The sequence below is a fragment of the Actinacidiphila alni genome, from assembly GCF_900112845.1.
Taxonomy (GTDB): domain Bacteria; phylum Actinomycetota; class Actinomycetes; order Streptomycetales; family Streptomycetaceae; genus Actinacidiphila; species Actinacidiphila alni.
In genome coordinates, this window is sequence record NZ_FONG01000012.1 from 221575 (window position 1) to 244642 (window position 23068).

Sequence of the window (23068 nt, forward strand, 5' to 3'; positions counted from 1 at the left end):
CGCACCCCGCCGTTACGTCCCGTCCCCCGTCGCGGGCCACGACAGCAGGCTCCGTACGAGCTGCGCCACCCGCAGGCACGCCTCCTCGTCGCTGGCGGCGGGCGCGATCACGTACGACAGGGTGAGCCGGATCGCCGCCTCGCAGGCCCAGCCGATGTCCTGCGGCCGCAGCCGCGGATAGCCGCGCACCAGGGCGTCGACCGTACGCCGTTTGAGTGCTTCGACCAGGCCGCCGTCCGCGTCGGTGAGGGCGGTCTGCACCACCGGGCTGCGCCGCGCGGACCGCAGGGTCCAGCCCGCGGCGCCGGCGAAGCACTCCCCCGCGTCCGCGCCGACCCGGCCGGCCGCCGCCAACTCCCGGTCCACGCCCGCCAGATAGCCGTCGGTCTCGCGCCGGGCCAGAGCGCGCGCGAGCCCTTCCTTGCTGCTGAACTCGTTGTAGAGAGTCTGCCGCGACACCCCGGCCGCCGCCGCCACCTCGACCATCCGGACGGCTTCCCACGGCCGTTGGCCGAGCGCGGCGAAGGCCGCGTCCAGAAGGGATTCCCGCGCTGTCGGCATCATTGCCTCCAAGGCGCCACGAAGTGTCCGCGACGACGCGCGCGGACAGCGGCCGTCCGGAAAGAATTGACGCGCTGTCCGGGTCTGTCAAGGTTGCGCGCACGTCCGAGATGGCCGGGGACCAGGCGGGATCGCTACTGTTCGGCTCATGCCCGAATTCAACGACGATCTGCGCCTCGCCCATGTGCTGGCCGATGCCGCCGACGCCGCCACCATGGCCCGTTTCAAGGCGCTCGACCTGAAGGTCGAGACCAAGCCCGACCTGACCCCGGTGAGCGAGGCGGACAAGGCGGCCGAGGAGCTGATCCGCGGCCAGTTGGGCCGGGCCAGGCCGCGGGACGCGGTGCTCGGCGAGGAGTACGGCAGCCTGGGCGGCGGACCGCGGCGCTGGGTGATCGACCCGATCGACGGCACCAAGAACTACGTCCGCGGGGTGCCGGTGTGGGCCACCCTGATCGCGCTGATGGTGCGCGGCGAGCAGGGCGACGAGGGCGTGGTCGGCGTGGTGTCGGCGCCCGCGCTCGGCCGCCGCTGGTGGGCGGCCAAGGGCGACGGCGCGTACACCGGGCGCAGCCTGTCGTCGGCGACGCGGCTGCACGTGTCGGGCGTCTCGCGCCTGGAGGACGCCTCCTTCGCGTACTCCTCGCTGAGCGGCTGGGAGGAGCAGGGGCGGCTCGACGGCTTCCTCGACCTGACCCGCAGCTGCTGGCGGACCCGCGGCTACGGCGACTTCTGGCCGTACATGATGGTCGCCGAGGGCTCGGTGGACATCTGCGCGGAGCCCGAGCTGAGCACCTGGGACATGGCGGCCAACGATGTCATCGTCCGCGAGGCGGGCGGCCGCTTCACCTCGCTCGACGGGGAGCCGGGGCCGTACGGCGGCAACGCGGCGGCGTCCAACGGGCTGCTGCACGAGGAGCTGTTGTCGTACCTGGGCCGCGCGTAGCGGCATCCGGCCGGCCGGCGCGGGCTTCGCGCGCCCCCTTGCCCACGCACCGGGTGCATGTGAACATGAGAATGCCCCCGCTTGTGAACTTGTGAATCCCTTCACGCGGGAGTCCCGCCCGGGCGAGAACCCGGCCCGGGGCTCCGCGGCGCGACGGCTTCACACAAGGAGGTGCCCGCCCATGCTGGTCCGCGACGCCATGAGCACGGTGGTTCTGACCATCGGCCCCGCCCACACACTCCGCCAGGCCGCCCAACTGATGTCCGCCCGCCGGGTCGGTGCGGCCGTCGTCCTCGACACCGACACCTGCGGTCTCGGGATCCTGACCGAACGCGACGTCCTCGACGCGATCGGCGCCGGACTCGACCCCGACCACGAGCCCAGCCACGCCCACACCACGACCGACGTCGTCTTCGCCGCCCCGCAATGGACCCTCGACGAGGCCGCGGCGGCCATGCTGCACGGCGGCTTCCGCCATCTGATCGTCCTGGAGGGCCGCGATCCGGTCGGCATCGTCTCCGTCCGCGACATCATCCGCTGCTGGTCCGCGCAGCGGGCGCCGGCACCCACGGCGCTGACCGCCTGAAGCACTGGAATTGTCCATTGATCGACAAGGTGACGAAGAGGCCGGAGCCCTGTGGCGTCCGGCCTCTTCGGTCCCGCGGCGGCGACGGGCCGGGCGCGGAGGGCCTTGGACCGCGGCCTCCCGTCGTGCGCCGTCTCCGATCCTAGCCTGGACTTTGTCCAAGTCAAGAAGAGAGTCAGGTGACGATGGAATCCGAGTGCCGATGCGTTCTCAGCACGGACTCTTTCGAAGCCCGATCCCCCGCTGTTACCCTGACCGGCATGAGTGACCTGCTGGAACGACTGCGCGGACGCGGCTGGCGGCTGACCGCCCAGCGGCGCGTGGTGGCCGAGGTCCTCGACGGCGACCACGTCCATCTCACCGCCGACGAGGTGCACGCGCGCGCCATCGAGCGGCTGCCGGAGATCTCCCGCGCCACCGTGTACAACACGCTGGGCGAGATGGTCAGCATCGGCGAGATCATCGAGGTCGCCACGGACGGCCGCGCCAAGCGGTACGACCCCAACGCGCACCGCCCGCACCAGCACCTGGTGTGCTCCGGCTGCGGCACGATCCGCGACGTGCGCCCGCAGGGCGACCCGCTGGCCGCGCTCCCGCCCGCCGAGCGCTTCGGCTTCGCCGTCACCGCGGCCGAGGTCACCTACCGGGGACTGTGCCCCGACTGCTCCTAGGCACGTCCGCCAGGTCGCGCCCGGCCGCCGCGCCGCCCACCGGCGCGGTCCGCTCGTACGTCCGGCCGCCGATCCGCTCGGCCGCCCTGCGCACCGCCGGTTCCGTACGGGTCCTGCCGATCCACAGCGTCTCGACCGGCACGTCGTCCGGCACCCGGCCCAGCGCCTCGAAGACCTCCCTGGCCACGCCCGGATCCTGGTCGGCGGCCAGCGGGCCGAGCAGCCCGACGAGGTCCGCGGGCTTGGCGAGCCTGCCGACCGCACGGACCGCGGCCCTGCGCACCATCGGCGGCCACGGCTCGGCCCGGTCCCGCTCGCGCGGACCGAGCAGCCGCATCAGCAGCGGCGCGTCCGCCGCGTCACCGCACTCCCCCAGACCCGCGGCCAGACCCGCGGCGAGCCGCGGCGGGGTGGACCTGCCGACCTTGCGGAGCTGCTTGCGGTAGACGTCGGCGGGCGGCTCACCGCGCCGGTAGAGCTGCCAGCGGGCCTGCGCCCGTACCATCCGGGCCCGGTCGGCCAGCGGCGGGACCAGCCGGGTGGCGGGCACGTCGCCGGGCAGCGCCGCGACCGCCAGCTCGCGGACGCCGGCGCCGCGCGCCCACATCAGCCGGCCCGCCTGGTCGGGGTCGAGCTCCAGCAGCCGCTGGGCGCACAGCCTGCGGCAGACCTGGTCGCGGTCGTGCAGCGCGGTGCGCAGCAGATCCCCGCGGACGTACGAGCCGAGGTCCAGGGCGAGCTGGACGCCGAAACGGCGGGCCAGCGGGTCGGTGTCGGCGGCCAGCGCGCGGACCGCGCGGCGGTGCGGCGGGTCGCTGAGCACGGTGCGGTAGGCGGCGACCAGGCCGCCGGCCCGGCTGCGTCCGTCCAGCCTGAGCAGTACGCGGACGGCGGCGGCCACCTCGTCCGGTGCGTTGCGCGCGACCAGGGCGGCGGTGGCGCGCTCGCGCACCTCGGGCACCCAGTCGACGGTGCGCAGCGCGAGCGCCGCCACGGCCAGCGGTCCGCCGACGCCGGTCAGGCCCTCCACGGCCGCGCCCCGCACCCTGCCGTCCTCGTCGAGCGAGCCGAGCAGCAGGCGCAGCGGGTCGGCGGCGGGGGCGGGGACCGCCCCGCGCGCGGGCGGGGCCGCGCGGTGGGCGCCGCCGCCGGACCGGGGACGGGCGTGCCGGTCGAGCAGCAGCAGGAGTTCGGCGGGCGCCGAGGTCAGCGCGTCCAGCGCGGCGGCCCGGTCGTACGGCGGTCCGTCGTCCAGTGCCGCGCGCAGCCCGGAGAGCAGGGTCACCGCGTCCTCGCGCCGCCCGCTCAGCGCCGCCTCGCACCAGCGCTGCCAGCGCCCGGTGTCCGCCACCGTGACGCCCGCTTCGGATCGCCCTCGCCGTCTGCGCAGCAATCCCGCCTCCTCGCCCGTCGTACCCCACCAGGATCGCGCCTGCACCGGCCGGAACCCAAGCCGGTTTGGCGGGACTTTGCCCGAATAAGAGGCCGGCATGAGGGGCGGTACGGCGGGGTCGTGCGGGAGGCGGCCGGGCGGCGCCCGTGCGGAGCCTGCGCCGGACGGGCCAGCGGGCCGGACGACGGACAGGGCGGCGGACAAGAAGAAGGCCCGGAAGCCGTGGCTTCCGGGCCTTCTCTTCAGTAGCGGGGACAGGATTTGAACCTGCGACCTCTGGGTTATGAGCCCAGCGAGCTACCGAGCTGCTCCACCCCGCGTCGTTGTGCCCTCACTGTAGACCAGCGTTCTTGACCAGCGCAAATCCATGGGGTCGCGGCGCCCGTGCGGGGTGTCCTCAGCGGAGGACACCCCGCACGGAAATGCGAAGGACCCGTTCGGATCACGCGGTCAATTCGTGCTTGACCGCGGCCGTCAGCCGGGCCGCGCGCTCGGCGACCTCGGCGGGGCCGCAGGCGACGGCGCGCGCGCACCAGCGCTGGGCCTCGGTCAGGTCGCCGTGCCGGGCGGCCAGCAGCGCCATCCGCAGCGCGGCCCTGCCGTGCCCGGCGTCCGCGGCCCGCGTCCACCACAGGGCGGCCTCGGGCTCGGCGCCCTCGCGGGCCAGCAGCAGCCCGAGGTTGAAGGCGCCGTTGCGGGAGCCCGCCTCGGCGGCCTGCCGGTACCAGTGCGCCGCGTCCACCACGTCACCGCGCTTGGCGGCGCGCATGCCGAGCCGTACCTGCGCCCGGCGGTGCCCTTGGCGGGCGGCCCGCTCGTACCACTCCCCGGCCTCGACGCTGCCGGCCGCCGCGTCGTCCTCGTCGACGGACAGCCCGGCGACGGACCCGGCGGCCTCCTCGCCGTCCCCGGCCCGCTCGCGCTGCCTGCGCTCCAGGAGCGCGCCGAGCCGGAAGGCGGCCTCGGCGCTGCCGCCGCCCGCGGCGCACCGCAGGTGGCGCTCGGCGCCGTGGTGGTCGCCGTCGTGCTGGAGCGCGATGGCCACCTGGAGGGCGGCCTCGGCGTGCCCGGCCGCGGCGGCCCGCTCGTACCAGGCGCGCGCGGCGTCGGCCTCCTCGCGCCCGGCGTGCAGGATGCCGAGGTTGAAGGCGGCGTCGATGCTGCCCGCCTCCGCTGCCTTGGAGAACCACGGCTCGGCGCCCATCGCGTCACCGCGCTGGAGCAGCAGCACGGCCAGCGCGTTGGCGGCCTCGCGGTGCCCGGCGTAGGCGGCCTTGCGGTACCACTGCTCCGCCTGCGCGTTGCGGCTGCCGCCCGCGCAGAGCAGGCCGAGGTTGTAGGCGCCGTTGATGTCGCCCGCCTCCAGAGCCGTGCGGTACCAGCGCTCGGCGGTCTGCGTCTCGCCCTCCTGGGCGTGCAGCGCGCCGAGCGCGTTGGCGGCCTGGCCGTCGCCCGCCTGGGCGGCGCGCCGCCACCAGGTGGCGGCCTGGTCGATGTCGCCCGCGTCGCGCAGCAGGAACGCCAGCGCGCAGGCGGCCCGCGCCTCGCCGTCCTTGGCGGCCGTCAGATACCAGCGGCCCGCCTCCGCGGTCTCGCCGCGCTCCTCCAGGAGCGTGCCGAGGCGCAGCGCGGCCCGCCGGTGGCGGCGCGCGGCGGCCTGCCGGTACCACTGCTCGGCCTCGTGGCTCTGCCCGCGGTCGGCGCAGATCCTGGCCAGCCGGTACGCGGCCTCGCGGTGGCCGTGCTCGGCGGCGGCGCGGAACCACCGCTCCGCGCCGGCCTCGCGCCGGTGGTCGAGCAGGTCGGCCAGCGCGTACGCGCCCAGCGTGTGGCCGGTCTCGGCGGCCTGCCGCAGCCAGTACTCGGCGGCGGGCTCGTCGCCGCGCTCGCGGTAGTGCCGGCCCAGCGCGTGCGCGGCGGGCGCGGAACCCGCCACGGCCGCGGTCCGCCACCACTCGGCGGCCTCGTCGGTGTGGCCGCGCTGGTACAGCAGCAGGCCGAGGTTGTTGGCGGCTGCGCGGTCCCCGTGCGTGACGGCGGCGCGCAGATACGGCTCGGCGCCGTCGAGGTCGCCGCGGCGCAGCAGCAGGGTGCCGAGCGCGGTCATCGCGAACGGGTCGCCGAGGTCGGCGGCGTGCCGGTGCCGTGCCTCGATCTCGGCCTCCTCGCGGAGCGCGAGGCCGTCCTCGTCACTGAAGTCGCCGAGCCCGGCGATCTCGCTGGTCGCGCCGGTCGTGCCGACGGTGCCGGACGCGCCGGTCCCGGCGATCGGGCCGGATGCGCCGGTTCCGGCCGGCTCGGGCAGCGCGTCCGACGGACGCGGCGCGGGCAGCAGGACGGACGCGGTCCCGGGCACGTCCGTCGGCGTGGTCCCGGGCGTCGTGGCCGACATCGGACCCGTATCCGAAGTCGACATGTCGATGTCGCCCGCCGCACCACGCTGCTCGTGGTTCTGACGAGTGTTCAGCAGCCTTGCACCATCCCCCATAAGGTCCATCGTCGCACCGTCCGCTACCGGCGTACACCTGGTATACCGCAACCCGCTTGGTCACTTCAGCGTTTTGTCGACTTCCCGACATGACGGCACGCGAAACCCTGCTACCCCAATATCCCCCGTATAAGCGAAGAGGGCCAAAGTCGATTGACTTTGGCCCTCTTCATACAGTAGCGGGGACAGGATTTGAACCTGCGACCTCTGGGTTATGAGCCCAGCGAGCTACCGAGCTGCTCCACCCCGCGTCGTTGTGTGATCAACCGTACCACGACGCGGGGGTTCATCCGATCAGCCCGCTACGTCCCCTTGGCCGCCTTCTCCGCCTCCTGCGCCTGCTTCAGGGCCGCAGCCAGCCGCTTCTGCGCCTCGCCGTACGCCTGCCAGTCGCCCTTCTGCAACGCCTTCTGGCCGTCGTCGTACGCCTTCTGAGCGTCGGTCAGGGCCTGTTCCAGGGTCGGGTCGCCCGCGCCCGTCGTCGGTGGCGGTGGCTTGGTGGTGGTGCCCGTCGGCGGCGGTTTCGTCGTCGAGGAGCCGCCGTCCTTGCCGAACACCTCGTCGAGCGCGGCCGCGAGCGTGGGCTGGAAGCCGATCTTGTCCTGGTACAGCACCGCCACGCTCTTCATCAGCGGGTAGTTGTTGTCCTTGCCGCGGACGTAGACCGGCTCCACGTACATCAGTCCGCCGTCGAGCGGCACGGTCAGCAGATTGCCGTACTCGACCGACGAGTCCGAGCCCACCGTCTTGAGCTGGTTGATCTGTGGACCCGCGCCCTTGTCGGAGTTCAGCTTGGCCTGCACCTGATTGGGCCCGGCGACCGTGGTGTTGGCCGGAAGTTGCAGCACTCTGATGGTGCCGTAGTCGGGGCTGGACGCGTCGGCGTCGACCGCCATGAAGGCGCTCAGATTCGTCCGGTCCTTGGGTGTGAAGGTCGTCGTCAGCGAGAACGACTGCGCCTTCTGCCCGGGCATCGTCAGGCTCAGGTAGTACGGCGGCACCGCCTTGCCGGTCTTGGCGGCCGGGTCGTCCGGCACCTCCCAGACCTCACTGCCGCTGTAGAAGGCGGCGGCCTTGGTGACGTGGTACTTGGTGAGCAGCTGCCGCTGCACCTTGAACAGGTCCTGCGGGTAGCGGAAGTGGTCCATCAGCGCGGCGCTGATCTCGCTCTTCGGCTTCACCGTGTGCGGGAACGCCTTCATCCAGGTCTTGAGCACCGGGTCCTGGGTGTCCCACTGGTAGAGCTTCACCTCGCCGGTGTAGGCGTCCACGGTCGCCTTCACCGAATTGCGGATGTAGTTGACCTGGTTCTGCTGCGCGACGACCGACCGCTGGTCGTCGGTGAGCGAGTCGGTCGTGGTGTCACCGAGCGTGGTGCGCGAGGCGTACGGATAGCCGTTGGTGGTGGTGTACGCGTCCACGATCCACTGCACATGGCCGCCGACCACCGCCGGGTACGGGTCGCCGTCGATGGTCAGCCAGGGTGCGACGGCCTCCACCCGCTCCTTGGGGGTGCGGTTGTAGAGGATCTTGGAGCCCTTGCCGATCGCCCCGGAGTACAGGATCTGCGGCTCGCCGAAGCGCACCGCGTACGCCGCCCGTGTCACCGGGTTGGACAGGTTCACCCCGCTCTTCCCGGTGTACGTGAAGGGCTTCTCGCCGCCGGAGTCGGTGTAGTCGATCTCCTGGGTCGGACCGCCGACGATCGAATACTGCGTCGTCCGCTCGCCGTAGTAGATCCGCTGCTGGTAGTCGCCGAGCTGCCCGGTGCTCGGCAGGTTCTTCTCGGTGAAGTCGGGCGATCCGTCGTCGGCCACGTCGGTGCCCTTGGCGGCGACGATGCCGTAGCCGTGGGTGTACTTGAAGTGGTCGTTGATCCAGTTGTTCTCGGGGATGCCGTTGATGTTCAGCTCGCGCAGGCCGACGACGGTGTCCTGCTCCTTGCCCTGGTCGGTGTAGCGGTCGACGTCGAGCGTGGAGGGGAAGGCGTAGTAGCCGCGGATCTGCTGGATCTGCTGGTACGCGGGCGAGACCACGTTCGGGTCCAGCACGCGTACGCTCGCGGTGGTGTTCGCCGCGTCCCGCAGCGTGGCGTCCGAGGACCCGCTGATGCCGTTGTACGCGGTGACGTCGGTGCCTTTGATGCCGTACGCGGCCCGGGTCGCGTCGATGTTCTTCTGGATGTAGGGCGCTTCCTTGGCCGCCTCGTTCGGCTGCACCTGGAACTTCTGCACGATCGCCGGGTAGAGGCCGCCGATCAGGATCGCCGAGAGCACCATCAGGCCGAAGCCGATCATCGGCAGCGACCACGTACGCCGCCACAAGGTGGCGAAGAACAGCAGCGCGCAGATCACGGCGATGCAGAACAGGATCGTCTTGGCGGGCAGATACGCGTTCGCGTCGACGTACCGCAGGCCGGTCCAGTTGTCGGTGGCCTTGAAGTCACCGGACTTCACCGCGAGCCCGTAGCGGTCCAGCCAGTAGGCGACCGCCTTGAGCGAGATGAAGACGCCCAGCAGCACCGACAGGTGGCCGGTGGCGGCGGCGGTGGCACGCCCGCCGGGCGAGGTGATGCGCAGCCCCCCGTAGAGGTAGTGCACCAGCGCAGCGGCGACCAGCGAGAGCACCACGGCCGCGAAGCCGAAGCTCAGCAGGAAGCGGTACCAGGGCAGGTCGAAGGCGTAGAAGGAGACGTCCTTGTGGAACTGCGGGTCCTTGACGCCGAACTTCGTGGCGTTGGTCCACAGCAGCCACAGCCGCCACTGCCCCGAGGCCGATCCGCCGGCGATGAGCCCGACCACCGCGCAGATCCCGAGCAGCACCCACTTCTTGTACGGCGCGATACCCATCCGGTAGCGGTCCAGGCTCTGCTGCTCCAGCGACATCGCGCTGAGCGGCGGCCGGAGCCGGTGCGCCAGATAGATGTTCACCCCGACCGCCGCGGCCATCAGCAGGCCGAAGACGAAGAACAGCCCCACCTTGGTCCAGAGCGTGGTGGTGAAGACCGACGAGTAGTGGACCGACCGGTACCAGAGCCAGTCCGTCCAGAATCCCGCGAAGATCACGAACGCGATCATCAGGACGGCGAGCACGCCGATGGTGATGAGCAGCGTCCTCGTCCCGCGGGACGGACGGCCGACTCTGATCCGTGGCCCCGACGGTCCTCCGCCGCGGTCCGGCATCTCGAATACCAAGGTGCGCACCTCGAATTGTCAGTGTTTGCAGGGTGTCCCGGGTCGGACTCCCACTGGTGCAACTTACTCACGCTTTGGCCGGTTCCCGATTCCGGCGGGGGAAGAGGCAGGATATTGACCATGTCCAACATTGCGACCGATGGTGCACCGCTCGCGGCGAACCCGCTGACCCGTGCCGTACTGGAAATCGACGAGTACGCCTCCGGGCTCGGCTGGGACCGGCCCGCGCGGCTGTTCGCCCTCGTCGACACCGCGCGACTGCGTACGCAGGAACCCGGCCTCGCCGATCAGCTCGGCCTCGCCGACGGGGACGCGGCGGGGGCGCTGACCCCGATCGAGCAGGACGAGCTGCCGTCCGGTACGGCGCTCGACGAATTCCTGGCGACCATCGCGTGGCCCGAGGTGATCTCGGGCTGCGCGCTGACCGTGGAACGGCTGATGCTGCCGCCGGCCGCCGAGGCGACCATCCCGGACGACCTGGATGACGCGGCGCTGGCCGCCTGGGTTGCCCGGCACCCGGAGCGCCAGGAGGTACGGATGACCGTCGCGGTGCTGCGGGACGGCTCGCGCGAGTCGGCGGTGCGGCTGCGGGCGAAGGACACGCCGTCGGAGGTGCTGACCGGCGCCGGTCTGGTGCCGGGGCTGGCCGAGGCGCTGGCGGCGACCTTCGAGGTCTGACGCGCCCCGACGCTCCCGGAGGCGCTGCCGCGCTCAGCTCTTCGAGCAGCTCGGCAGCGCCGAGTCGTCGCCCGCCTTGATGTCCTTGAGCGCCGCCAGGGCGTCGTCCAGGGTCTTCACCTTCACCAGGGTGAGGCCGGAGGGGATGTCCTTGGCGGCCTCTTCGCAGTTGTCGGCCGGGGTGAGGAAGTATTTCGCACCCTTGTTGCGCGCGCCGATCGTCTTGAGGCTGATGCCGCCGATCGGTCCGACCGTGCCGTCGTCCGCTATCGTCCCGGTGCCCGCGACGAACTTGCCGCCGGTCAGGTCGCCGGGCGTCAGCTTGTCGATGATGCCGAGGGCGAACATCATGCCGGCGCTGGGTCCGCCGACGTCGGCGAGCTTGATGTCGATGGTGAACGGGAACAGGTGCTCCACGCCCGCCTGGATGCCGACCACGGCCCGCGCGGGCCCGTCGTCGTGCGACGTACGGGTGGTGACCGACACCTGCCGCGTGGTGGTCGACTTCTTCTTCGCGTCGGCGGCCGGGACGATGGTGAAGACCACCTTCTCGCCCGCCTTGTGCTTGGTGACCAGACCCGCGACCTGCTCGGGCTTGGTGATCGCCGTGCCGTCCACGTCCTTGATGACGTCGCCCGCGTGCAGCAGCCCCTCGGCCGCCCCGCCCTTGACGACGGCCGCCACGATCACCCGCGAGGGCACCGGGATCTTCAGCTCCTCCAGGGCCGCCACCTTGGCGCTGTCCTGCGACTCGGTGAACTCCTCGGCATTCTGCTGGTCGGCCTCCTCGGCCGTCTGCCCCTGCGGGTAGAGCGTGTCGTGCTCCACGACCTTGTCCGAGCGGCGGGCCCAGCCCAGCAGCGACTCCACCAGGTTCATGGAGTAGTCGGCGCCGGTGACGCGCACGGTGGTCATGTTGAGATTCCCGGCGGCCGGATACGTCTTGTGCCCGGTGATCTGGATCACCGTGTCGCCCTCGTAGTCCCCGAGCGTGTTGACCGTCGGTCCCGGCGACATCTCCGAGTACGGCGCGGGGGCCAGCAGCGCGATGCACAGCAGCGCTATCAGCGTCAGGGTCGAGGCGAGCAGCGTCGCGGTGCGGCGGGGCATGCCCCGACCCTACGGGAACGGTCGGACAACCGGCCCGCGGGGTGAGCCCGGACGGGTTCGGGACCGCCGCGTTCCGGCCTCAGACGGGCTCGGTGTCGGTCTTGTCCGCGGGCTCGGTCTGCATCGCCTGCCGGAACCGCTCGTATCCGGCCAGCGAGGCGCCGTCCCCGGTGGCGCGGGTGTGCGACGCCCAGCGTGCCCACACCGCCGCGAACACCGCGCCGATCAAAGGAATGAGCAACCACGCGAGTGCTGCCACGTCGAACTCCCGACCCCATGTACACCAAAACGGACGTATGAGCAGATTAACCACTCTGCACACCAACGGTCCGATGGGGTACGGGGTTACGCAAGCGGAGCTTCCGGAAGCGGCGGGCCCGCGCGGGCTACGCGCCGACCCACTCCTCGGTGCCGTCGGTGAACGTCTGGTGCTTCCAGATCGGCACCTCGCTCTTGAGGTCGTCGATCAGCCGGCGCGAGGCGGCGAACGCCTCGCCGCGGTGCGGGCAGGAAACGGCCACGACGACCGCGATGTCACCGACCTTCAGGTCGCCGACCCGGTGGACGGCGGCCAGCGCGCGCACCGGGAAGTCGGCGGCCACCTTCTCCGCGACCCTGCGCAGCTCCGCCTCCGCGCTGGGGTGGGCCGAGTAGCCCAGACCGGTGACGGCGGCGGCGGAGTCGCCGTCGTGGTCCCGTACGGTGCCGACGAACAGCGTCGTGCCGCCCGCCGCGTCGTCGCCGACCGCGGCGAAGACCTCGTCCACCGACAGCGGGGTGTCGCGGATCGCCAGCAGCCGGATCGGGCCGCCGCTCGCGTGCGGTCCTGCCGCGGGGCCGGTACGGCCGGTGGGGTCGTCGTGCGTGGGTGCCATGCGGCACATGCTGCCTCATATGCCCGCGATACGGAAAGAGGCTTCCACGAACGGCCACCGCGGGATGCGGCACCGTACAGGACGTGCCAGCACAGGACGTGCCGCCCAAGGGCGTCCCCCTACAGGCCGCGCCGCTTGCGGGCCCTGCGGACCAGCGCCGCCGTACCGACCAGGGCGACCGTGGCGCCCGCCGCGCCCAGCGTGGTGGCGTCCTTGCGGCCGAGCCTGCGGCCCGCGAGCGAATTGCGGCCCTCGACCTCGGCGAGCAGTTCGGCCAGCACCTCCTCGTTGGACCACTGCGGGCGCCAGCCCGCCTCGTGCAGCCTGCTGCCGCTGACCACCCACGGGTGCATCGTGTACGCGAGGTCGCCGGCCGGCGACGGGGTCAGGCCGAGCCGGTGCAGCCGGGCCGCGGCGCCGAAGGCGATGGCCGCGGGCAGCTCCATGCGCCGGATCCCGGTCAGCTCCTCGACCTCCTCCTGCTCCAGCCAACCGTCGCAGCCGACCGCCATCTCGCCGTCGACCTTCTCCAGGACGGCGTATTCCAGCGCCGTCACCAGGTCCTCGACATGGCAGAACTGCCAGCACGGCCGGCTGCCGGCCACCACCAGCAGCCGCGGCGACTCGAAGTAGCGGGTCAGCGCGGTGTCGGTGCCGCCGACCAGGACGGCGGGGCGCAGGATCGTCACATTGAGGCCGGGATGGGCGCGCGGGGCGCGGCGCCCGAGCCGCTCGATCTCCAGCAGGTCGTCGACGAAGCTGGCCTCCGAGGTGGCGCGCAGCGGCGCGTCCTCGGCGAGCGGCACGTCATTGTCGGCCTGGGCGCCGTAGACCATCGCGGACGTGCACAGCACCACGCGGTGCACACCGGCGGCCGCCGCGGCGGTCAGCACCGTCTGCGTACCGCGGACGTTGAAGGCGGACCGCGCCTTGGCGTCGGACTCCAGGTCCATGTCGAGCGCCAGGTGCACGACGACGTCCGCGCCGCGCAGCTTGTCGGCGATCGCCGGGTCGCGCACGTCCAGCACCCGCCAGGTCGCGCCGGGCACGTCCGCGCGCCGCTCGTCGATGGCCACGACCTTCTTGATCCGGTCGGACTCCACGAGCCGCAGTGCCAGCTGCAGTCCGACGCCGGACGCGGCGCCGGTGATCGCGACCACCGGGCCCGACGCGGCCCTGCCGGCGCTCCGCTCTGGGCGAACGTGTCCTTCTGGGGAACTCACCGGGTGTCTCCCACGGTTGTTTCAAGTACGGGGTGCGGCTGCCGCGCACCATCGGCGTGACGTCGGTACGCAGCCATCCTGCCCCACAGGTGTCTAGGCTGGAGGTACAGCCCGCACACCGTGCGCGTGACAAGAGTGCCGCTGGTAGGAGTGCCGGTGGTCCGAAACCGGCACGACCCCAGCCCATCCCAACACAGAGCCGAGGAATCCCGTGAGCGACATCCCATTCGGATTCGGCGTCCCTCCCGAGGAGCCCGAGGACGGGGACGAGGGCCGCAAGAACAAGGGCGCAGGTGGCCAGGGCGGAGCGCAGAATCCGTTCGGCTTCGGCGGCGCCGGGGGCGGTGACAATCCGTTCGCGGCGATGTTCGGCTCCCTCAACCCCAACGACCTGGGCGCCGCCTTCCAGCAGCTCGGCCAGATGCTGTCCTACGACGGCGGCCCGGTGAACTGGGACATGGCCAAGGACATCGCGCGCCAGACGGTCGCGCAGGGCACCCAGGACGGCGTCAAGGACTCCAGCGTCGGCCGCGCCGACCGCGCGTGGGTCGAGGAGGCCGTCCGGCTCGCCGACCTGTGGCTGGACGGTGTGACGTCGCTGCCGTCCGGCGCCGGCACCGCGGTGGCCTGGAGCCGCGCGGAGTGGGTCGAGGCGACGCTGCCGGTGTGGAAGGAACTGGTCGACCCGGTCGCCGAGCGGGTGGCCGGCGCCATGGGTGATGTGCTGCCCGAGGAGATGCAGGCCATGTCCGGCCCGCTCCTCGGCATGATGCGCTCGATGGGCGGCGCCATGTTCGGCTCGCAGATCGGGCAGGCCCTGGGCACGCTGGCCGGCGAGGTCGTCGGCTCCAGCGACGTCGGCCTGCCGCTCGGCCCGGCCGGCAAGGCGACGCTGCTGCCCGCGAACATCACCGCTTTCGGCGAGGGCCTCGGCATCCCGCAGGAGGAGGTGCGGCTGTATCTGGCGCTGCGCGAGAGCGCGCACCAGCGGCTGTTCGCCCATGTCCCGTGGCTGCGGGCGCATCTGTTCGGCGCCGTGGAAGGCTACGCGCGCGGCATCAAGGTCGACACCGCCCGGCTTGAGGAAGCCGTCGGGCAGCTCGACCCGTCGCAGCCCGAGCAGCTCCAGGAGGCGCTCCAGCAGGGCATGTTCCAGCCCGAGGACACCCCGGCGCAGAAGGCGGCGCTGGCCCGGCTGGAGACGGCGCTCGCGCTGGTCGAGGGCTGGGTGGACGCGGTGGTCCACGAGGCCGCCGCCCCGCACCTGCCGTCCGCGGGCGCGCTGCGCGAGACGCTGCGCCGCCGCCGGGCGACCGGCGGCCCGGCCGAGCAGACCTTCGCCACGCTGATCGGTCTTGAGCTGCGCCCGCGCCGGCTGCGGGACGCCTCCCGGCTGTGGGCGTCGCTGACCGACGCGCGCGGTGTCGACGGCCGCGACGGCCTGTGGGCGCACCCCGACATGCTGCCGACCGCCGCCGACCTGGACGACCCGGACGGCTTCGTGCACAGCGAGGCCGTGGACTTCTCCGAGCTTGACAAGATGCTCGGCGAGGCGGCGGGCGGCGGCGCGGACAAGGGCGACGCGACCGATGGCGGATCGGCCGCGGACGGTTCGGCCAAGGGTGACGACGAGGACGGCGACAGCGCCAAGTGAGCGGTCCCCTGTACGCGGACGCGGTCGGCGTCCTGCAACGCTGGAGTGCGCCCGACGAGGGGCAGGAGCGGCTGCGCGAGGAGTATCTGGCGCATCTGGCGGCGCACCCCGAGGGGATGTGGAAGGCGTGCAAGGCCGGGCACATCACCGCGGGCGCGCTGGTCGTCGACCCGCCGCGTGAACGGGTGCTGCTGACGCTGCACGCCAAGCTGCACATGTGGCTGCAGATGGGCGGCCACTGCGAGCCGCAGGACGCCACCCTGGCCGGTACGGCGCTGCGCGAGGGCGTGGAGGAGTCCGGGATCGCCGGGCTGCGGCTGCTGCGGCCCGAGCCGGTCAATCTGGACCGCCACCTGACGCCCTGCGCCTGGCACTTGGACGTGCAGTACGCGGCGGTCGCCCCCGAGGGCGCGGTCGAGGAAATCAGCGACGAGTCGCTCGACCTGCGCTGGTTCGGCTACGACGAGGTGTCGGCGGTCGCCGACGCCTCGGTCCGCACCCTGCTGGCCCGGACGCGCGCGCTGCTCGCGGACGCGCCGGGCTAGGGCCTGTCGTCCGAATCAGGCCGGATCAGGCCGGATCAGGCCGGATCAGGCCGGATCAGGCCGGATCAGGCCGGATCCGGACGACAGACCTTGGCCGGGGGCCTGTTCAGCGGTTGGACCAGATGTTGCCCTGGTTCTGGCCGTGGGCGCCCTGCCCGCCCATGCCGTACTGTGCGCGCACACCGTTGCCGATCACCGCGTTCTGCGGCGGCATCAGCTCGCTGGGCTGGACCAGCACATGGCCCTGGCCGACGAAGTTCAGCTCCCAGCCCTCGCCGGTGTTGCCGCGCCGGCGGAAGACCGACGAACTGCTGGTCTGCGCCTGCATCTGCACCCGCAGGCTGGTCGACCAGGCGACGACCGCGTCCGCGTCGCACGACACGTACTTGTCGGGCGTGACCGGCATCAGCAGCGGCTTGCCCGACGTCATCAGGGCGACCTTGCCGCGCCCGGAGATGTTGAGGTTGTACGCGCCGGTACCGGACAGGCCGAACTGGCTGTCGACGGCGATGACCTCCCAGTGCAGCCCGGAGTCGAGCGCGAGGACGTACGCGCTGTCGACGATCAGCCCCTCATGGTCGACGTCCAGGATGTGGATCTGCTGGGCGAGGTTGGCGAGGTAGACGGTGCCCTGGCCGGAGCAGCGCATCAGGTCCAGGCCCTCGCCGGTGTGCCGGCGGCCGCTGCGCTGGTGGTGCGACTGGTACTCGCCGTCGAATTCGATCATGCCCTGGTAGGCGACCATCGAGCCCTTGCGGGCCAGGCAGTCGGGGCCGGTGTTGCCGTCGAGGCGGACCCGGAGCAGATAGGAATTCTGCAGGCTGTAGTGGTCCTCGTTCTGGACCTCGGTGAACGCGAAAAGCGGGCTCTGCATGATGTGTCGCTCCCCCTCAGCCCCGGATCCGGAGGCGGTCAGTGCTGTCCTCGCTGGGCTGGACGACCACGAAGCCCTGTCCGGAGAAGGCGATCTGGAACGCCTCCCCGCTGCCGCGGCCGATCAGCGCCCCGGCCCGGAAGCTGCGCTTGGCCTTCATCTTCAGCCCCGACGACCAGGCGACCAGCGCGTCCGGGTCGACGTACGTCTCGTCGGCGCCGCTGCCGCAGTCGACCACGATCGGCGTGCCGCGGGAGGTCACCGCGACCCAGCCCTGGCCGCTCACCCCGACGTTGAACAGGCCCTGCCCGGCGAATTTGGCCAGGCCCTTGACCCGCTCGACGCCCCAGGTGAGGTGGGCGTCGAAGGCGAGCAGATTGGTGCCGTTGACGGACACCGACTCGTTGTTGAGGTTGAGGCAGACCACGTCGGCGCCGTAGTCGGCGAGGTAGAGCAGGCCGTCACCGCTGCACTTCATCAGCGGTGCGCTCTCGCCGGTCAGCCAGGCCGACGCCATCTGCCGGACGGCGGGCGGATTCGGCTCGTACTGCACGAAGCCCTCGTAGGCGACCATGGAGCCGGAGCGCGCGAAGACGTCCTGGCCGGTCACCATGGCGATCTTGAGCATCGACGAGCCGTGGTTCTCCATCCGGGCGGCGACCGGTGCCGGTGCGTAGCCCGCGATCATCTGCTGGTCCATGGCGGGTCACACCTCGTAGGGCTGGACGACGATGAAATTGCCGGGAGCGCCGCGGAACTGGAGATTCACGGTCTCGCCGCTGTGGCCGGGATACGCGGTCCTGCGCAGCCTCACCTGGCTGGAGATGATCACCTGTGAGGCGGCGGACCAGGCGACGATCGCGTTGCTGTCCGCGTAGGTGGTCGGGGTGACGGGCAGCACCACGGGAGTGCCGTGGGTCTTCACGACGACCGTGCCCGTGCCCTGGAACTGCATCGTGAACAGCGCGCCGCCGGGGATGCCGTGCCCCTCGATCCTGCGCACCTCGTGCTGCAGGGACTCGTCGAAGGCGAGCACATTCTCGGCGGAGACGCAGATGGCGTCGCCCTGCAGCTCGATCGGGTGCAGATAGGCGGCGTTCTCGGCGAAGAAGACCTGACCGCCGCCGGTGCAGCGCATCAGCTGCATCTCCTGGCCGGTGGCGTTGCCGACGATGCGGCCGGTGAAACCCGCACCCTTGTAGCCGAAATCGACTTTGCCCTGGTAGAGCACCATGCTGCCCTGGCGGGCGAGGACCGGCTGACCGCCGCCCTGGCCGAGGTCGGCGCGCATCATCTTGGGATTCTGCTGCGTCCAGCGCTGGCCGGTCGGGGTCTCGCGGTACTTCTGCATGGCGGCGGCGAGGCCGGCGCCCTGGGCGGGGACGGGCGGCTGCCCGTATCCGGCGCCGGGGGCCCCGGGCTGGCCGGGGAACTGGCCGGGCGCCTGGCCCGGGACCTGGCCGAACGGCGGCTGGCCGCCGAAGCCCGGGGCCGCGGGCGGAGCGCCGGGCGGCGGGACCTGGCCGAAGGGCGGCTGGCCGGGCGGGGCCTGGCCGGGGGGCGCGGTCATGGGGGCGACCATGGTGGGCGCCTGGTGGATCGCGGGGTCGCCGCCCTGTCCGGGCGGCGCGCCGAAGGCGGGGGCCGGCAGCGGCGGCGGTGTGGCGGCGGGCTGCGGTACGGGAGCGGGCGCGGGTGCCGGGGCCGGGGCGCCGAAGGCCGGCGCGGGAGCCGGTGCCGGGGCTGGGGCCGGTCCGCCGGGCGGGGGCGCGAACCCGGGTACGCCGCCGGGCGGCGCGAAACCGGGGGCCGCGGCCTGCTCGGGCGCGGCGGGCTCCTCCTCGGCGACCTCGCCGCCGAAATTGCGCAGCAGCGCGTCGAGGCCGCCGTCGAAGCCCTGGCCGACGGCGGCGAAGCGCCACACGTCCTTGAGGTAGATGTCGGCGACCATGATGGCCCGCTCAGTGCTGAATTCGGCGCCGCTGAAGGAGTAGCGGGCGACTTCCTCGCCGCCTGCGACGACCCGCAGATAGCCGGGCGCGATCTGCGACATCTGGCCGTTGCCGTCGATGGTCGCGGTGAAGGAGAGCTTCTTGATGCTCGCCGGAATACGGTCGAGGGTGACGCGGAACGACTCGGTGTCCCCGGACTGCGCGCCGAGCAACTGGAGGGATTCCTCCGGCGACTTGGGCTGGTTGAAGAAGATGAAGTACCGGTCGTCCGACAGCTGTTCCTTGTCGTCCAGTCCGAAACAACTGATGTCGAAGGTCATGCCGGGGCCGGTGATCTGCACACCGACATACAGATCCGTCCCCGCCGTCAGATCACTGATCTTGGCCTTGTGGCCACGCTGGAATTCCCTGGCCATGGATACGACCGTCCCCCATCCCCTCATTGCTCCGTGCATTGCGCCGTGCGGTGCGGGCTGCGCGCTCGCGTTGCGACAGGCTAACCGGTCGGGGCGACAGCGGCTATTCCTCCCGGGTGCCGGGCGGATGCGGCAGCCGGTCGGCCGCGACGACGCCCTCCAGGAAGCCGCGGGCGCGCTCGGTACGCGCGTAGCTCTCCAGCAGCCGCCAGAAGCTCGGGCCGTGGCCGGGCACCAGCAGGTGCGCCAGTTCGTGCAGCAGCACGTAGTCGATGACGTACTCGGGCATGCCCTGGAGCCGGTGCGAGAGGCGGATGCTGCCCTCGGAGGGCGTGCAGGAGCCCCAGCGGGAATTCTGGTTGGTCACCCAGCGGACCGTGTCGGGCACGGCCGCTCCGAGCAGATACTGCTCCGACAGGCGTTCGGCGCGGGCGGCCAGCTCGTCGTCGCCGGGCATCCGGCGGCTCTCCTGGGCGGCCAGTTTCTCCAGCATCGTGGCGACCCAGCGCTGCTCCTCGGCGGCCGACATACGGGCCGGGATCAGCACGACCGTCCGGTCGCCGTCGCGATACGCCGAAACCGTTCGGCGCCTGCGGGCACTGCGGCGTACTTCCACCGCACTGGTCCGGAGGCCGCTGGCGGGCTGGCTGGAGAGACTACGCGCAGGATCGGCGGACACGCCTTCGACGTTACCCGCTGGATGTGCGGGAAGTCCCGTCCCCCGGCCGGTTCGCACGGGAATCACCTCGCTTCGTACGCATATTGAACGACTATCCCCCACAACCTGTGGATAACTCTCCCGGTGTTTCCTCGTCAAATGCCATCCTGAGTTCTGTCGATTACGGAGAGTCACGGGCGCGTAACTGCGGACTCATGACGTTGGACTCATGAATGGGTGCGGGTGAGGAAATGACGAAGACGACTGCGACGACGGTGCTGCGTCCTCTGCTCAAGAGCGCGCTGCGCCGCAGCTGGCGGGACCGGGAAAGCGTGCAGTTCGGGGTCGATCCCGCGCACGCGGTGGTGCTGGAGCCCGTCGACGGCGCGGCGGCCGGATTTCTCGACCTGCTCGACGGCACGCGCGGCGCCGACACGCTGACCCGGGACGCGGGCGCGCTCGGGCTCACGCCAGCCCAGGTCAGACGGCTGCTGGGGCTGCTCGCCGAGGGCGGTGTGCTGGACGACGCGGCGGCGCACGGCGCCCTGGCGGTGGCGGTACGGCACCGCGCGGAGGCGATCGACCGGCTGCGGCCCGACCTGGCGGCGCTGTCGGTGCTGCACCCGGGGCCGGGCGGCGCGGCGGACCGGATACGGCACCGGCGGACGGCGCGGGTGCGGGTGCACGGGGCGGGGCGGGTGGGCGCCGCCGTGGCCGCGGTGCTGTCGGCCGCCGGGGTCGGCACGGTGGACGTGCTGGACAGCGGACGGGTCGAGCCGTGGGACGTGGGCCCCGGCGGTATCCCGGCCGAGCACATCGGGGACCGCAGGGACGCCGCGGGGCGGGGCGCCGCGCGGCGGGCGGCACCGGGACCGCGGGCCGGCGCCCGGGAGCGGGCCCGCCCGGGAGCGACGGTGGTGGTGCTCGCGCCGCGGGACGGCCTGGACGCCTGGGCGCCGGACCCGGGCGAGTCCCGGCGGCTGGTCGCCGCGGGGGTGCCGCACCTCTATACGGGGGTGGTCGAGGGGACGGGTGTGGTCGGGCCGCTGGTGCTGCCGGGGCGGACGGCGTGCGGGGAGTGCATGGGGCTGCGGCTGGCCGACGAGGATCCGGCGTGGCCGCGGATGCTGGCCCAGCTCAGGTCGGGGCGGCAGCCGGCGGTGCCCGCGTGCGACATCGCGCTGGCCACCACGATCGCGGGCCTGGCCGCAAGCCATGTGCTGGCATACCTCGACGGCCGGGTGGCACCGGCGGTCGGCGGCCGGCTGGAGGTGTCGCTGGCGCGGCTGTCCACCCGGGTCAGGGCGCTGCCCGGGGACACCCGGTGCGGCTGCGGCGCCGGGGCGCCGCGACGGCCGCGGGACACCCGGGACACCTGGGGCGACGCAGAGGGGGGCAAAGCGGCGGCAGCGGCGGGAAGGAGCGCTCGCATGGCCGGGGCGTCGGCGGCGGGGGGCACAATGGCCATGTGACCGACGGGAAATGAGGGGCGCATGTCTGATCTTCCGCGCAAGGCTGTGACCCGTACCGCGAAGCTGGCCGCGCTCCCTCTCGGGTTCGCCGGACGGGCCACCCTCGGGCTGGGCAAGCGGCTGGGGGGCAGACCTGCCGACGAGGTCGCCACCGAGCTCCAGGAGCGGACCGCGGAACAGCTCTTCAAGGTGCTCGGGGAGCTGAAGGGCGGGGCCATGAAGTTCGGCCAGGCCCTGTCGGTCTTCGAGTCGGCGCTGCCGGAGGACATCGCCGGGCCCTACCGGGCGGCGCTCACCAAGCTCCAGGAGGCGGCCCCGCCGATGCCCGCCCGCACCGTGCACCGGGTGCTGGCGGAGCGGCTGGGCAAGGACTGGCGGTCGCTGTTCGCCGAGTTCGAGGACACCCCGGCCGCGGCGGCGTCCATCGGGCAGGTGCACCGGGCGGTGTGGAGCGACGGGCGCAAGGTCGCGGTGAAGGTGCAGTATCCGGGGGCCGGGGACGCGCTGCTGTCCGACCTGGTCCAACTGGGCCGGGTGGCGCGGCTGTTCGGGCCGCTGGTGCCGGGGGTGGACGTCAAGCCGCTGCTGGCCGAGCTGCGTGAGCGGGTCGCGGAGGAGCTGGACTACGAGCTGGAGGCGGGGGCGCAGCACGCCCACGCGGCGGAGTTCGCCGACGACCCGGACATCCTCGTGCCGGACGTGGTGCACCAGGCCGATCAGGTGCTGGTCACCGAATGGATGGACGGTGTGCCGCTGTCGGAGGTGATCTCCGGGGGCAGTCAGGAGATGCGGGACCGGGCGGGGCAACTGCTCGCGCACTTCCTGTTCGCCGGGCCCGCCCGCACCGGGCTGCTGCACGCCGACCCGCACCCGGGCAACTTCCGGCTGCTGGTCGACGACGGGCCGGCCGAGGGCTGGCGGCTGGGCGTGCTGGACTTCGGCACCGTGGACCGGCTCCCCGAGGGGCTGCCGCTGCCGATCGGCACCGCCCTGCGGCTGGCGCTGGAGGGCGAGGCGGAGGAGGTCTACGCGATGCTCCGGCAGGAGGGCTTCGTGAAGCCCACCATCAAGCTGGACGCGGACGCCGTGCTGGACTATCTGCGGCCGATCATCGAACCGGCCGGGCGCGAGGACTTCGCCTTCGACCGGGCGTGGATGCGCGCGCAGGCCGCCCGGATCGCCGATCCGCGCTCCCCCGCCCATCAGCTCGGCAAACAGCTCAATCTGCCGCCGGCCTATCTGCTGATCCACCGCGTCACGCTGAGCACCGTCGGCGTGCTGTGCCAGCTCGGCGCGACGGTCCGGCTGCGCGACGAACTGGAGGAGTGGCTCCCCGGTTTCGACCCGCGCGGCACGGCGGAGTCCGCCTAGGTGTCTTGATCATGAGCGTTGTTGACGCTCGTGGGTCTTGATCATGGCGAAGACCTCCGGTGTGGTGGAGCTGTCTAGGAACGCACCGCCCGGAGGTCTTCGTGTCTCACCGTAATGCCCGGCTGACCGTTCATGGCAGACGAATCCTGATCGAACGTGTGCTGTCGGGTCGGCCGGTCACCCATGTCGCTGCTGAGATGGGCATCTCACGGGCGACCGGGCACAAGTGGGTGGCCCGCTGGCGGGCCGAGGGGGATGCGGGCCTGGCCGACCGCCCCAGCCGGCCGCATACGACACCGCACCGCACCCCGGCCGCAGTGGAGGCCCGGGTCTGCGAACTGCGCCGGACACGCAAGCTGGGCCCTGCCCGGATCGGGCCGATCCTGGGTCTGCCCGCCTCG

General features: G+C 72.3%; 21 protein-coding genes and 2 tRNA genes. 9 read left to right on the forward strand and 14 right to left on the reverse strand.

What is annotated here, in order from left to right:
• Nucleotides 1-12 precede the first annotated feature (12 nt).
• On the reverse strand, nucleotides 13-561 hold the full coding sequence (locus BM076_RS21285; protein WP_093715269.1) for a TetR family transcriptional regulator: 549 nt from the start codon (nucleotides 559-561) through the stop codon (nucleotides 13-15).
• Nucleotides 562-709: 148 nt separating this feature from the next.
• Between BM076_RS21285 and hisN the strand changes: the two genes are divergently transcribed.
• The 3 genes from hisN (at nucleotide 710) to BM076_RS21300 (ending at nucleotide 2764) form a co-directional block, all read left to right on the forward strand.
• Nucleotides 710-1507 (forward strand): histidinol-phosphatase, encoded by a 798-nt coding sequence (hisN, locus tag BM076_RS21290; RefSeq protein ID WP_093715226.1) that lies wholly within the window; start codon nucleotides 710-712, stop codon nucleotides 1505-1507.
• A gap of 181 nt (nucleotides 1508-1688) precedes the next feature.
• Nucleotides 1689-2093: a CBS domain-containing protein gene (locus BM076_RS21295; RefSeq protein WP_093715227.1), complete on the forward strand. Its 405-nt coding sequence runs from the start codon at nucleotides 1689-1691 to the stop codon at nucleotides 2091-2093.
• Nucleotides 2094-2353: 260 nt separating this feature from the next.
• The gene (locus BM076_RS21300; RefSeq protein WP_093715228.1) at nucleotides 2354-2764 is read left to right on the forward strand and encodes a Fur family transcriptional regulator; all 411 of its coding nucleotides are present in this window, start codon (nucleotides 2354-2356) and stop codon (nucleotides 2762-2764) included.
• Here BM076_RS21300 and BM076_RS21305 read toward each other — a convergent pair.
• From BM076_RS21305 to BM076_RS21325, 5 genes are all read right to left on the reverse strand, one after another.
• Nucleotides 2730-4115, reverse strand: a complete 1386-nt coding sequence (locus BM076_RS21305; RefSeq protein ID WP_245796187.1) for a HEAT repeat domain-containing protein — start codon at nucleotides 4113-4115, stop codon at nucleotides 2730-2732. The genes BM076_RS21300 and BM076_RS21305 overlap by 35 nt on opposite strands.
• 288 nt (nucleotides 4116-4403) lie before the next feature.
• Nucleotides 4404-4477: transfer RNA gene (locus BM076_RS21310), tRNA-Met, on the reverse strand.
• Between the two features lie 122 nt (nucleotides 4478-4599).
• Complete coding sequence (locus BM076_RS21315; RefSeq protein ID WP_245796188.1) at nucleotides 4600-6654, reverse strand: tetratricopeptide repeat protein; 2055 nt, start codon at nucleotides 6652-6654, stop codon at nucleotides 4600-4602.
• A 168-nt stretch (nucleotides 6655-6822) separates the two neighbouring features.
• Nucleotides 6823-6896 (reverse strand) — tRNA-Met (locus BM076_RS21320).
• A 51-nt stretch (nucleotides 6897-6947) separates the two neighbouring features.
• The gene (locus BM076_RS21325) at nucleotides 6948-9827 is read right to left on the reverse strand and encodes a UPF0182 family membrane protein (protein WP_093715271.1); all 2880 of its coding nucleotides are present in this window, start codon (nucleotides 9825-9827) and stop codon (nucleotides 6948-6950) included.
• Nucleotides 9828-9959: 132 nt separating this feature from the next.
• On the opposite strand from BM076_RS21325, the gene BM076_RS21330 reads away from it, so the two are divergent.
• The gene (locus BM076_RS21330) at nucleotides 9960-10517 is read left to right on the forward strand and encodes a PPA1309 family protein (RefSeq protein WP_093715230.1); all 558 of its coding nucleotides are present in this window, start codon (nucleotides 9960-9962) and stop codon (nucleotides 10515-10517) included.
• A 33-nt stretch (nucleotides 10518-10550) separates the two neighbouring features.
• Here BM076_RS21330 and BM076_RS21335 read toward each other — a convergent pair whose 3' ends face one another.
• From BM076_RS21335 to BM076_RS21350, 4 genes are all read right to left on the reverse strand, one after another.
• Nucleotides 10551-11627 carry a YlbL family protein gene (locus BM076_RS21335; protein WP_177246534.1) on the reverse strand — a complete coding sequence of 359 codons (1077 nt, stop codon included), beginning with the start codon at nucleotides 11625-11627 and terminating at the stop codon, nucleotides 10551-10553.
• Nucleotides 11628-11706: 79 nt separating this feature from the next.
• Nucleotides 11707-11886: a hypothetical protein gene (locus BM076_RS21340; RefSeq protein WP_093715231.1), complete on the reverse strand. Its 180-nt coding sequence runs from the start codon at nucleotides 11884-11886 to the stop codon at nucleotides 11707-11709.
• 127 nt (nucleotides 11887-12013) lie between these two features.
• Nucleotides 12014-12502, reverse strand: coding sequence for a molybdenum cofactor biosynthesis protein MoaE (locus BM076_RS21345; protein WP_093715273.1), 489 nt, complete (start codon nucleotides 12500-12502; stop codon nucleotides 12014-12016).
• A gap of 119 nt (nucleotides 12503-12621) precedes the next feature.
• Nucleotides 12622-13725, reverse strand: coding sequence for an SDR family oxidoreductase (locus BM076_RS21350; RefSeq protein WP_093715232.1), 1104 nt, complete (start codon nucleotides 13723-13725; stop codon nucleotides 12622-12624).
• Between the two features lie 211 nt (nucleotides 13726-13936).
• On the opposite strand from BM076_RS21350, the gene BM076_RS21355 reads away from it, so the two are divergent.
• Nucleotides 13937-15379, forward strand: a complete 1443-nt coding sequence (locus BM076_RS21355; RefSeq protein WP_093715233.1) for a zinc-dependent metalloprotease — start codon at nucleotides 13937-13939, stop codon at nucleotides 15377-15379.
• Complete coding sequence (locus BM076_RS21360; protein WP_177246536.1) at nucleotides 15376-15924, forward strand: NUDIX hydrolase; 549 nt, start codon at nucleotides 15376-15378, stop codon at nucleotides 15922-15924. The genes BM076_RS21355 and BM076_RS21360 overlap by 4 nt, the downstream gene beginning before the upstream one ends.
• A 106-nt stretch (nucleotides 15925-16030) precedes the next feature.
• Here the strand turns inward: BM076_RS21360 and BM076_RS21365 are convergent, their stop codons facing one another.
• From BM076_RS21365 to BM076_RS21380, 4 genes are all read right to left on the reverse strand, one after another.
• Entirely contained in the window at nucleotides 16031-16798 is a 768-nt protein-coding gene (locus BM076_RS21365; protein WP_093715234.1) for an AIM24 family protein, read from the reverse strand.
• A 16-nt stretch (nucleotides 16799-16814) separates the two neighbouring features.
• On the reverse strand, nucleotides 16815-17498 hold the full coding sequence (locus tag BM076_RS21370) for an AIM24 family protein (RefSeq protein ID WP_093715235.1): 684 nt from the start codon (nucleotides 17496-17498) through the stop codon (nucleotides 16815-16817).
• Nucleotides 17499-17504: 6 nt separating this feature from the next.
• A complete protein-coding gene (locus tag BM076_RS21375) occupies nucleotides 17505-19166 on the reverse strand; it encodes a TerD family protein (RefSeq protein ID WP_093715236.1) in 1662 nt (553 codons plus the stop codon).
• A gap of 103 nt (nucleotides 19167-19269) precedes the next feature.
• The gene (locus tag BM076_RS21380) at nucleotides 19270-19845 is read right to left on the reverse strand and encodes a M48 metallopeptidase family protein (RefSeq protein ID WP_093715237.1); all 576 of its coding nucleotides are present in this window, start codon (nucleotides 19843-19845) and stop codon (nucleotides 19270-19272) included.
• Nucleotides 19846-20075: 230 nt separating this feature from the next.
• Between BM076_RS21380 and BM076_RS21385 the strand changes: the two genes are divergently transcribed.
• The 3 genes from BM076_RS21385 to BM076_RS21395 form a co-directional block, all read left to right on the forward strand.
• On the forward strand, nucleotides 20076-21296 hold the full coding sequence (locus tag BM076_RS21385) for a ThiF family adenylyltransferase (protein ID WP_093715238.1): 1221 nt from the start codon (nucleotides 20076-20078) through the stop codon (nucleotides 21294-21296).
• A 21-nt stretch (nucleotides 21297-21317) separates the two neighbouring features.
• Nucleotides 21318-22667 carry an ABC1 kinase family protein gene (locus BM076_RS21390; RefSeq protein WP_093715239.1) on the forward strand — a complete coding sequence of 450 codons (1350 nt, stop codon included), beginning with the start codon at nucleotides 21318-21320 and terminating at the stop codon, nucleotides 22665-22667.
• A 101-nt stretch (nucleotides 22668-22768) separates the two neighbouring features.
• Nucleotides 22769-23068, forward strand: a 300-nt coding sequence (locus BM076_RS21395; RefSeq protein ID WP_143120604.1) for a leucine zipper domain-containing protein, incomplete at its 3' end; no start/stop codon positions are given.